Genomic DNA, 11,685 nt, shown 5'->3' on the forward strand with positions numbered 1-11,685 from the left:
AGATTATCCTTGTAATTCCTCTTCCTCAGCAGCTTGCTGGTCTCTAAGCTGCTGATTGGCTGCATCTACAGCATCCTGAGCTGCCTGTGCTGCCGCTGCTTCATTCTCAGTACCCTGAGCGTTCCTAGCTGCTCCAAGGGCTCCTGCTACAGCTTTGATAGTTCCAACATCTCCTGTTGAGATAGCTGTCTGTATCTTGGCCATGGCGCTTTCATCGGCACCAGCTGTTCCTATTGTGATAATTCTAGGAACCATCTTGTATGTACTGCTATTAACAACTTCTCTGCTAACTTCCTGACCATTTTCTGTAACGATCTTCCAGAGCTGTGCCTTGTATCCAAGGTGTGCTGACTGTGTTCCCACATAGCCAAGTGACTGTGATGGGTCTGTTACATATTGATCTGCGGAAGCAGGTGTAGTCTCTAATACTTCGCTCTTGTACTCTACCTTATGACCTGGATCTCTAGTCTCAACGCCATAGATAGTAAAAGTAATATGCTTGTCTGGTGTAGTATAACCTTCAATATAGATAGGAGCATCTGTGCTGTTCACAAACTTAAAGTTCTTGCCGCCAGACTCTGCAATAGCTGCATCTGCAGAAGGCTCTACATAAGTTACGATCATTGAATGATTGTGTCTCTCTGTTACCTCAAGCTCAGCAAGAAGTACTGCGTTATAAAGAGTTGTTGATACCTGGCATATTCCGCCGCCAACACTCTCAACAACAAGTCCGTTAAGATATGAACCTGCTGGGAAATATCCGTTAGCTTCTGTGAAAGGAGTGATAGTATCAAGAACTGAGAACTCCTCCCCTGGATAAATTGTTGATCCATTGATGTGTGCACATCCATTAGCTACGTTAGCACTTCTAGCTGCTCCAGATGTCCTGTAGCTTGTAGTATAAGTTCCAAGTACGTCTCTTACCTTTGAAAGCTCATCAGCGCTTCCTTTTGGAGCATCCTCTTTTACAGAGAGCTGAATAACTGTATTGTCTGCGCTCCAGTCATTCTTGATGAAGTCCTTGATGATTCCTACTGATTCTGCGACATCCACAAGGTATCCTGTCTGACCTTCTGTTACTTCAAAACCGTTCTCAGTCTTCTTAAGACCATAGTTTACTGTCTTTTGATCAAAATTCTTGCTGCACTTTGCAAGTACATCCTGCAAAGCCTCTTCGTTATAACCATACTCGATATCAAAATTGTGATTATTTCTCTCAAGGTCCTTCATGGCTTTGTATCTCTGAACGATGTTGCCTTCGTGACCAAGAGCATATGCTTCATCTGCTATGTCTGTATTATTCCATGTAATGCCGAGATCTGAGGCCATAACTGTTATAGTCTTGCCTTCACCGGCTGATAATGTAAGTTCACTGCTGTTTAATTCCTGGAAATAAGCTTCGATAGTGGTATTTGCATCAGCAATTGTCATACCGGATACATCAATGTTACCGATATATACGCCATTTGCAATTGTGCCCTTATCAGATGCCTGCACATTTATAGCAGGGCATACTAAGATAGATAAGAAAAGGAGAAAAATTCCTCCAAAAAATTTTTTCATAATGCTTCCTCTGTGCTATGATGAAAATAAAAAAAAATTACCCACTTTTACTGAAAGGATATTATAGATGAAATTACCCTTTTTAGCAAGTTTCATTATACTTGCAATCTTTTTCAATATCAGCATGCGTCGCGTTTCCAGAAAGGTCGAACAGAAGGAAGAAGACTTCTGGGAAAGGGAACGCAAATCAAATGAAGTCAGAAGAAAGAGCCTTGAAGGACTTGAATATGTACACATTCCATTCAATCTCCTTCCTTTTGATACAGCAGGTGACAACGAAGCGCTACAAAATGCAGAAAATGATCTAAAAGCGCTAGCCTTCGAAAAGATTGTTAACTTTACTGGTATTTCAAATACAGATTTAAAGCTCGAGTATGGAACAGCTAACATAACTGCTCTTACTCAATACGATCAGAACTATACCACTCTAGTACGTGCCCTCCAGAACTGGGGCGAACTCCTCTACAATCAGGGCCGCTACGAAGATGCTGCCAAGGTTTTGGAGTTCTCAGTAAAGACTAGAACTGACGTAACAGCAACCTACAGACTTCTTGTAGATATCTACAAAACCAAGTTAGAGCTTAGTGAAGAAGAGATTGAAAAGAAGATAAACGGTCTTATTCCAATTGCCAAGAATCTTAACTCTCTTAGCAAAAGACCTATATTACAGCTTCTTGGTGTTCCTATGGAGGAAACCAAGAAAAAACCTCCACTTGTTACTTTCTAACTGATATAGCTATAAAACAAGCCGCAATAGAAACTAGTCTATTGCGGCTTTTATATTTCTTTTTATTAGAGAGCACTTACAAAGCGGTCAAATGCAGCCTGACCTTCTGCTGTTCTCTTATATACACCAGCATCTTCAAGTACGTGCATGAAGACTTCTCCGATTTCCTTCTGGATAATGTCATCAATGTTGTTCTCATCTATCACATCGTACTTAGTCTTAAAGGCATCTACCCAATCTGCATGCTTCTCAAGAACTTCGTCTTTTCTGATATCTGCTCCCTCAAGGATTGCTTTTTTGAGGTCAGCCATCTCAGTCTTAAGTCTTGCTGGAAGTACTGCAAGTCCCATGACCTCAATAAGACCAATGTTCTCTTTCTTGATATGATGGAGCTCAGCGTGTGGGTGATATACACCAAGTGGATGCTCATCAGTTGTGATATTGTTTCTAAGTACCAGATCAAGCTCGTAGTTGTCTCCACGCTTTCTGGCAATAGGAGTAATTGTGTTGTGAGGTGTTCCTTCCGTCTCTGCAAAAATAAATGCAGCTTCGTCAGTGTAGCCTCTCCACTTATTAAGGATCACATCTGCAAGAGCGATGATCCTCTCAGTATCTGGACCAGAAAGTCTGATAACAGACATAGGCCACTTAACGATTCCGCTCTGAACATCTTCAAAGCCCTTAACTGTAAATGTTCTCTCTACAGGAGCCTTGGCCATAGCGAATGTATAATGTCCGCCCTGGAAATGATCATGGCTAAGGATTGAACCTCCTACGATAGGAAGATCTGCGTTAGATCCTACAAAGTAGTGTGGGAACTGCTTAACAAAATCAAAGAGCTTGCAGAAAGTATTGTGCTCGATCTTCATAGGAATATGTTGTGAGTTAAATACGATGCAGTGCTCGTTGTAATAAACATATGGAGAATACTGGAATCCCCACTTTGAATCCTGAATTGTTACAGGAATGATTCTGTGGTTCTCTCTTGCAGGATGATCAACACGTCCTGAATATCCCTCGTTTTCCCAGCAGAGCTGACACTTAGGATAGCCTGACTGCTTGGCGTTGCGCGCTGCTGCAATAGCCTTAGGGTCCTTTTCTGGCTTGGAGAGGTTGATCGTAATATCAAGATCACCATACTCAGTAGGAGCGATCCACTTCATATCCTTTGCAATACGATAACGTCTGATGTAATCGCTGTTCTTGGATAAGTTATAGTAGTAGTCTGTTGCTTCTACAGGATCTTTTTCATATTTAGCGCGGAACTTACTGATAATAGCGCTTGGTCTCTCAACCATAAGTCCCATAAGTTTTGTATCAAAAAGATCTCTATATACAACGCTGTCGTTTTCAATAAGGCCATTTGCTGCTGCAAAGTCGTCCATATCCTTAAGAACTGCCTCAAGATATGAAGCAAGTTCTTTCTCATCTGAAGGTACTTCCCCTGCAAGCTTCTCAATATCTGCACTGACATAATCAGCACTATCAAGGCCAAGGGCGATCAAAAGAGAGTTAACAGTATAGATAACATCCTCTTTTTCAATAAGACCTGTGGCAAGACCATATGCCACTAATTTATTTACTGACTCCTGAATATTACTCATTTCCAAATCTCCATGGTTTTATTAGATTACTTCTGGACCTGCACCAATCTCTACTGTGTAGAATGTAGCTTCGTATCCGATCTTCTTAAGGTAATTCTCGCCAACAGTCTTCTTGAAATTCTCAATAGCCTCGTCTTTGACAATAGAAACTGTGCAGCCACCGAATCCACCACCAGTCATTCTAGAACCGATAACTCCAGGGATCTTCCAAGCTTCCTCAGCAAGTGTATCAAGCTCAACGCCTGTTACATCATAATCATCACGAAGTGACTCGTGTGACTGTCTCATAAGCTCACCAAAGCGTGCGATATCTCCGTCCTTAAGAACTTTAACAGCCTCGATTGTACGCTGGTTCTCATATACAGCATGCTTAGCCTTCTTCTGCATATCTGGATCTGTTAAAAGACCTTTGTTTGCCTCGAACTCCTCAATTGAAAGATCACCGAGTCCCTTGATATCAAGCTTCTTCTGAAGGATTGAAAGGGCTTCTTCGCACATGCTACGACGAGCATTGTACTGAGAATCTGTGAGCTTGTGCTTCTTGTTGGTGTTAGCAACGATGATCTTGGCACCATCAAGCTTGATTGGAGCATACTCAAATGAAAGATCTGCTGTATCAAGGAAGATAGCGTTGTTCTCTTTACCCATTGCAACAGCGAACTGGTCCATGATACCGCAGTTACATCCATTGAAATTGTTCTCTGAATACTGACCAATAAGAGCAAGGTCCTGATTGGTTACGTCAAATCCATAGAGATCTCTTAAGATGAATCCTGTTAATACCTCAAGTGAAGCTGATGAAGAAAGGCCTGATCCGTTAGGGATATTGCCGTAGATAACCATATCAAAACCTGCATCAAGCTTCATTCCTCTCTTCTCAAAAGCCCAAATAACACCAAGAGGATAGTTAACCCAACCTGCTGCCTCTGAAGGATTAAGTGCATCCTCAAGATTTGCTTCATATACACCAAACTTCTCCTGGTTTACTGAATAGAAACGAACCTTCTTGTCATTTCTCTTGGCAGCTGCGCCATATGTACCAATAGTGAGAGCACATGGAAATACGTGTCCACCGTTATAATCTGTATGTTCTCCAATAAGATTTACTCTACCTGGAGCAAAGTATGCTTTAACATTCTCATTTTTGCCATAAACCTTCTCAAAGCTGTCAAGAACAGCCTTTTTCATTTCCTGATCGATCATATAACCTCCTTGATCCATACAAACGTTTAAGTGTTTTTGTGATTTTATCTTACGATAGAGGCGAATTCTTTTCTATGCCTCATTGTTTCATATACCTGTCAAAATGTTAAATAAAATAAGTATAAAAAAACCGGAGCAGATTTTTTATCTACTCCGGAATCAATATTTCAAGTAATTAGTTCTTTGCAGCCTCTAAAAGCTTATCCTTAAGCTGGCTCTCGATCTGAGCAAGCTCTGCCTCAGCTTCACGACGCTTTGTCTTACCTTCTGTCTGGATTTTGAGTACTTCATCAAGAGTTGAGATAAGTGACTCGTTTGTATGCTTAAGAGTCTCGATATCAACAATTCCTCTCTCAGCCTCTTTAGCACTCTCTATTGTAGCAACCTTAAGTGCATCAGCGTTCTTTCTAAGAAGCTTATTTGTCATATCATTAACTTCTCTCTCTGCCTCAGCAGCCTGTGTTGCATGCTCGATACCGATAGCGATCACCATCTGGTTCTTCCAAAGAGGAATAGTGTTAACGATTGTAGACTGGATCTTCTCAGCCATTACTGTGTCTGAGCTCTGCACCATACGGATCTGTGGACCAGTCTGCATTGCGATTGTTCTTGTAAGCTCAAGGTCATAAATCTTCTTCTCAAATCTATCGCACTTGTTAGCAAAATCTTTTGCCTTCTCAGCATCCTCAGGAAGCCCTGTCTCTGCTGCCTTCTTCTGAAGCTCTACTAGTGTTGTGCTTCTCTCTTCCTCAAGTCTCTTCTTACCAGCAAGGATGTACATTGAAAGTTCCTTGTAGTAATTGAGGTTAAGGTCGTACATTCTATCAAGAAGCTCAACGTCCTTCATAAGAGTAACCTGATGTCTCTCAAGCTCATTGCTGATAGTCTGAACGTTTGTCTCTACCTTGCTGTACTTAGCCTTAAGAGATTCGATCTTGTTTGCCCCTTTCTTGAAAAGAGCTCTTAATCCTTTCTCATCCTCATCAATCTCAAAGTTCTTGAGCTGTGTAACGAGATCAGTGATCATGTCACCAACTTCGCCCATATCCTTGGTCTTAACGTTGTCGATTGCTTTTTCTGAGAAATCTGCAAGCTTCTTCTGAGTACCAACACCGTAGTTCATGATACCTGTTGAGTTTGTGATATCAATCTGCTTGCTGAACTCCTCAACCTGCTTGAGCTCCTCTTCTGAAAGCTGAGCCTCAAGAGCAACGTTTCCGTTGTCCTTCTTTTCCTCTGCAGGTGCCTCCATTGTTGCTGTAGCTGCCTGTGGCTCCTCAGCCCCAAATGATAATGATGGTGCAGCTGGTGCTGCATCGAACTGTAAATCTGCTCCCATGTTCTCCTCCTTAAATACCTTTCCTTCTATAATAATTTGATTTTTAATCCTGTTTGAGCTGCATAGCCATGCCCTGACCTTCTGTTGTCAGACCATCCTGTGCCATCATAGTCTTCATGACTGAGATGTCTGAAGAGATATCCCAGGCCATATCCTGGAACATGCTATCAAGAAGCTTCTCAAAGGCCTCGTTGATAGTATCCATTGCTGTGCTGATCTCAGCCTTGGTCTGCTGAACATTTTCACCTACACCTGCCTGCTTATCAAGTTCTACATAAGCATCCAGAAGCTTCTTAGTTGTAGGAAGATAATAATTCATAAGCTTATGAAGATCATCAGCGCTTCCTGGATTCTTTTTAACTTTCTCAAAGATCCTGTTCATGATATTCTCAAGACGATATAACTTGTCCGACATCTGCTCTGTATCTGGGATGATATCGTTTGTAGCTCGTACAAATCTGATATAATCTTCGCCCTCAGCGATAAGTCCCTCAACGCCAGTAAGGTTAGCTCTTGTAGTAGCGTTAACTCCAAGCGAAGCCTTCTGCTGGTCAAGTTCCTTCTTTTCTCTGGCAAGTCTGTCCTTCTCAGCTCCAAGATACATCTGATATGCAGCGTCAGTGATCATAAATGTTGTCTCTGTGCTGTCAAACTTGGCTCTAGGAAGATATCCAGCCTTGACCATTTCCTTAAGATCCTTGGTAACTTCCTTGTCAGTCTTAACTACCTGCTGAGCAAGTTCTGAAACCTTGAAGTATTCTTTATCCTTGATGATATTGCCAAATTTGTGGAAAAGCTTGGCAAGCTTGAGTTTCTTGATACCGCCAAAGAGCCATAACAAACATGCTCCCATAGAAGCGATACCAGTAACCAGCATCCATAACCATGCACCACCAAATATTGCGCTAAACACTATTCCGCATATTAAAAGTGGTAACGCTCCAAAAAATCCTACCAAAGATGAGAATACAATACTCAACACACCATCATATCTGCTGACTTTCTTGGCAAAAAACGGATAACTTGTCTTAACTGCGGCTGCTGGATTCTGATTATAGCTATATTTGTGCTGATAATACTCTTTGCGTCCGCTTGAATATATAGTCCTCTGAGGAATAGAAACAGCCTTGACTGCATCTGTTATCTCACTGGCAAGTTTGCTGTAATCATTTTTATTGATCGCATTAGAAACGCTTTGTAATATATCTTGTCCTGCTTTTACACTAGAATCTATGATCTCTCTAGTGATCTCTTCTGTATTTTTCTCCACCCTAAACCTCCAAAAAGCGTCAAAACAACACCAAAAACGCAAGTCTATTTTACAGTAATTATCCACAAAAAACAATGATAATGCGTATCTTTTCCACTTGAACACACTAGTAGTTAGTTGATAATATTGTTTTGTAGAATTTCTTGTAATTATAGCGAAAGGAACCAAAATGGAAAAGGCATACAAGCTACTTTTTAATACAGAGGAATCTGATGATCTTTACGTTTATTGCTGCGGATTGTCACAGACACTTCCTGGCCACAGCTTTGGCCCTGCACTTAAACCTCACTTCATGATCCATTACGTTATAAGTGGCAAAGGCTCTTTTTCCATTGGAGGCAAAAAATATCCTCTCAAGGAAAACTACGGCTTCCTCATTGTTCCTGAAGAGCTTGCTTACTACGTTGCTGACAAGTCCGACCCTTGGACCTATGTTTGGATAGGATTCGGGGGCAAAAGAGCTGAGCAGATAGTTTCACAGCTTGGCTTATCCCTTCAGCAGCCAGTATTTAAGAGTACCGAATCCGAGACCATCTATAACCTTGTAAAAGATATGATGGATCACAATACCTTTAGTGTAGAGGACGTTCTTAGAAGAAACGGCCTTCTTTCTATGTTCCTTTCTGTCATTGCGTCAGGCCTTTCCGTAACTCCAAAGAGCGATTCCGGAAGCGCCAATGATTACGTTAATAGGGCGCAGGCCTTTGTTAGGAGTAATTATTGTAACCCAATAAAGGTCACAGATATAGCTGATTATGTATGTATTAACAGAAGCTATTTATACACTCTTTTCCAAAATGCCCTTGGTATTTCGCCGCAGCAATATCTAGCTAGTTATAGGATTGCCAAGGCAACAGAACTTTTGCAGCTTACAGCTCTTCCTATAGAATCTATAGCTATTTCCTGTGGATACTCTGATCCACTTGTCTTTTCAAAGGCATTTAAACAAGAAAAAAAGATGTCCCCTACCGCCTACCGCAAATCACTTCCAAAGAGTGATACTGAAGCAGGAAGCAAGGAACATCTCAAGCAAGTCGAAAAACTTATAGAAGAAAAACAACAAGAATCACTGTAATTCTACTTTGTCCAGATGCCATACTTCATCGACATATTCCTGAATGGTTCTGTCTGATGAGAATTTGCCGCAGCTGGCAGTATTTAGAAGTGCCATCTTAGCCCAGCGCTTCTTGTCCTCATAGGCATCTGATATTCTCTTTTGTGCTTCCAGATATGATTCAAAGTCTTTTAAAATAAAGTACTGGTCTGCCTTGCTAGAATTGATAGTATTAAGAAGGCAGTTATACAGCGGTCTAAAGAGCTCTTTATCCTCAGAGAAGGTTCCATCTACCAGCATATCAAGTACTTTCTTGACGTTAGGATCGCTGTTGTAGATATCCATTGGATTGTATCCACCGTTCTTTTCATATTCCATTACTTCCTGAGAAGTAAGTCCAAAGATAAACGCATTCTCTTCGCCAACTTCATTGACGATCTCTACATTCGCTCCATCTAGAGTTCCCAAAGTAACAGCGCCGTTGAGCATCATCTTCATGTTACCAGTACCAGAAGCCTCTTTACTAGCAGTTGAGATCTGCTCAGAAACATCTGCTGCCGCAAAGATAAGCTCTGCATTTGATACTCTGTAATCCTCAATAAATACAACCTTGATCTTGCCGCCGATATCAGGATCATTGTTGATCACATCGGCAACGGAATTAATCAGCTTGATAGTAAGCTTAGCTGTAAGATATCCAGCTGCTGCCTTAGCACCAAAGATATAGGTCTTTGGATAGAAGTCCTTATTTGGATGAGTCTTGATGTCATTGTATTTGTGGATGACCTGCAGGATATTAAGAAGCTGTCTCTTGTACTCGTGAAGTCTCTTGACCTGCACATCAAAGATAGACTTTGGATCCACCTTTACGCCGTTATGCTCAAGGATGTACTTGGCAAGGCGCTCTTTATTCTTGAACTTGATCTCCATGAACTCATTCTGAGCCTTCTTGTCATTGGCAAAGGCCTTTAGCTTGTCCATCTGAGACAGATCTGTGATCCATCCATCACCGATCTTATTTGTTACCCACTCAGCCAAAAGAGGATTTGCATGGAGCAGGAATCTTCTCTGGGTAATACCATTTGTCTTATTGTTGAACTTCTCAGGCATCATCTCATAGAAATCCTTAAGCTCTCTCTTTTCAAGGATTTCTGTATGAAGCTTGGCAACACCGTTAACAGAATGACCACCAACAATAGCAAGGTGCGCCATCTTGACCTGATTGTCATAGAGGATAGCCATGCTTCTGATCTTGGCCTGAACGTCTATACCTGCAGAACCGGTATATTTTCTCATGATCTGATCTACAAATCTTCTATTGATCTCATCTACGATCTGATAGATTCTAGGAAGAAGTCTCTGGAAAAGATCTACTGGCCACTTCTCAAGAGCTTCAGCCATGATAGTGTGGTTTGTATAGCAACAGGTCTTGGTTGTTACATCCCAAGCATCATCCCATGAGAACTTATAATCATCCATGAGAACTCTCATAAGCTCTGCTACTGCAACTGTTGGATGAGTATCATTAAGCTGGAATACGGCCTTTTCATAGAACTTTCTAAGGTCGTCATGATTTTGCATATATTTCTGAACTGCAGTCTGAACAGATGCTGAGATAAAGAAATACTGCTGTTTTAATCTCAGCTCTTTTCCTGCAATATGATTGTCATTAGGATAAAGGACTTCACAGAGCTGGCTTGCAAGATTCTCCTGCTCTACAGCCTTCTGATAGTCTCCCTTGTCAAACGAATCAAGCTGGAAACACTGGATAGGCTCTGCGTCCCAGATTCTAAGGGTATTGACCACGCCATTTCCATATCCAATAACAGGAAGATCATAAGGAACAGCCTTAACAACCTGATAGCCCTCCTGCTTGAACATAGTCCTTCCCATGTCATCTGTGTACATAGTTACATAGCCGCCAAACTTAACCTCTTTGGCATACTCATTTCTTCTAAGCTCAAATGGATTGCCGTTTTCAAGCCAGGTATCTGGTACTTCTACCTGATATCCATCCTGGATCTTCTGACGGAACATTCCATATTTGTATCTGATACCACAGCCATAGGCAATATATCCAAGAGTAGAAAGAGAATCCAAAAAGCATGCGGCAAGTCGGCCAAGACCACCATTACCAAGAGCTGGATCCGGTTCCTGATCCTCAAGAACGTTTACATCGATATCAAGCTCTTCCAAAGCATCTTTTACTGCCTTGTATGCCTGAAGATTGATGATATTATTACCAAAAGCTCTACCCATAAGAAATTCCATAGACATGTAATAAACAATCTTAGGATCCTGCTCAGCTGCAGCTTTCTGAGTTGTCATCCAGTGATCAACAATGGCATCCTTTATGGCATAAGCTGCTGCCTGGTACATCTCCTGTGGAGTTGCCTCTTCCATAGTCTTTCTATAGAGAGTTTTAACATTGTAAAGAACACTTCTTTTGAAAAGATCTTTATCGAATGGTAGTGTCTTTTTTTTCATAAGTAAGCCTCCTCATTACAATTGTACGTACACAATGCTATTTTACTCCAAATTTACACGCAATTCTATTAAATATGCGTAAAATCGTGCCACCATTCACAGTTTGGGGATAGCCGCTGGCTGGTTCACTGGGGCCGCGCCCTGCCTCTGCCTAGTCTAGCTAAGTGGGGCCGCCAGCCTAAAGTTTGTTTTTGAGAATCTCTGAGGATTTTTCTATGTTCATGAGCGTTATATTTCTTACTTTAAATTCTGTTTTTGAAACACTGTCTGAGTCTTTGATGCCATTTTTGCTGTAAAGTTTTGTTTTGCCCTCATCAAAAAAACGATACTTTTCTATGTGCTCATGCAGCTTTTGTTTTAATACGCATGCTCTTGCTAAACGCAAACCGCATGCGCTTCAAAAGCTGCTTATGAGCACAAGAAAATGGCGTTTTTTTG

The 11,685-nt window shown here is 41.3% G+C and carries 8 protein-coding genes; 2 read left to right on the forward strand and 6 right to left on the reverse strand.

Translation table 11 applies throughout. The annotated features are described in order from the left end of the window. Window positions 1-3: 3 nt before the first annotated feature. Window positions 4-1,563 carry a VanW family protein gene (locus tag BUA02_RS12335; protein WP_072704610.1) on the reverse strand — a complete coding sequence of 520 codons (1,560 nt, stop codon included), beginning with the start codon at window positions 1,561-1,563 and terminating at the stop codon, window positions 4-6. Window positions 1,564-1,630: 67 nt separating this feature from the next. On the opposite strand from BUA02_RS12335, the gene BUA02_RS12340 reads away from it, so the two are divergent. Then, complete coding sequence (locus BUA02_RS12340) at window positions 1,631-2,290, forward strand: tol-pal system YbgF family protein (protein ID WP_072704613.1); 660 nt, start codon at window positions 1,631-1,633, stop codon at window positions 2,288-2,290. Window positions 2,291-2,355: 65 nt separating this feature from the next. Here the strand turns inward: BUA02_RS12340 and galT are convergent, their stop codons facing one another. From galT to BUA02_RS12360, 4 genes are all read right to left on the reverse strand, one after another. Further along, complete coding sequence (gene galT / locus BUA02_RS12345) at window positions 2,356-3,894, reverse strand: UDP-glucose--hexose-1-phosphate uridylyltransferase (RefSeq protein ID WP_072704616.1); 1,539 nt, start codon at window positions 3,892-3,894, stop codon at window positions 2,356-2,358. A 21-nt stretch (window positions 3,895-3,915) separates the two neighbouring features. Continuing rightward, window positions 3,916-5,097, reverse strand: coding sequence for a galactokinase (locus tag BUA02_RS12350; protein WP_083386024.1), 1,182 nt, complete (start codon window positions 5,095-5,097; stop codon window positions 3,916-3,918). A 175-nt stretch (window positions 5,098-5,272) separates the two neighbouring features. Continuing rightward, window positions 5,273-6,436: a toxic anion resistance protein gene (locus BUA02_RS12355; RefSeq protein WP_072704619.1), complete on the reverse strand. Its 1,164-nt coding sequence runs from the start codon at window positions 6,434-6,436 to the stop codon at window positions 5,273-5,275. Between the two features lie 43 nt (window positions 6,437-6,479). Further along, window positions 6,480-7,706 carry a 5-bromo-4-chloroindolyl phosphate hydrolysis family protein gene (locus BUA02_RS12360; RefSeq protein WP_072704622.1) on the reverse strand — a complete coding sequence of 409 codons (1,227 nt, stop codon included), beginning with the start codon at window positions 7,704-7,706 and terminating at the stop codon, window positions 6,480-6,482. A 169-nt stretch (window positions 7,707-7,875) separates the two neighbouring features. On the opposite strand from BUA02_RS12360, the gene BUA02_RS12365 reads away from it, so the two are divergent. After that, window positions 7,876-8,781, forward strand: a complete 906-nt coding sequence (locus tag BUA02_RS12365) for an AraC family transcriptional regulator (RefSeq protein WP_071177279.1) — start codon at window positions 7,876-7,878, stop codon at window positions 8,779-8,781. Here the strand turns inward: BUA02_RS12365 and BUA02_RS12370 are convergent. Continuing rightward, window positions 8,773-11,247: a glycogen/starch/alpha-glucan phosphorylase gene (locus BUA02_RS12370; RefSeq protein WP_072704625.1), complete on the reverse strand. Its 2,475-nt coding sequence runs from the start codon at window positions 11,245-11,247 to the stop codon at window positions 8,773-8,775. The genes BUA02_RS12365 and BUA02_RS12370 overlap by 9 nt on opposite strands. Between the last annotated feature and the right edge of the window lie 438 nt (window positions 11,248-11,685).

Source organism: Butyrivibrio hungatei DSM 14810 (assembly GCF_900143205.1).
GTDB lineage: Bacteria > Bacillota > Clostridia > Lachnospirales > Lachnospiraceae > Butyrivibrio > Butyrivibrio hungatei.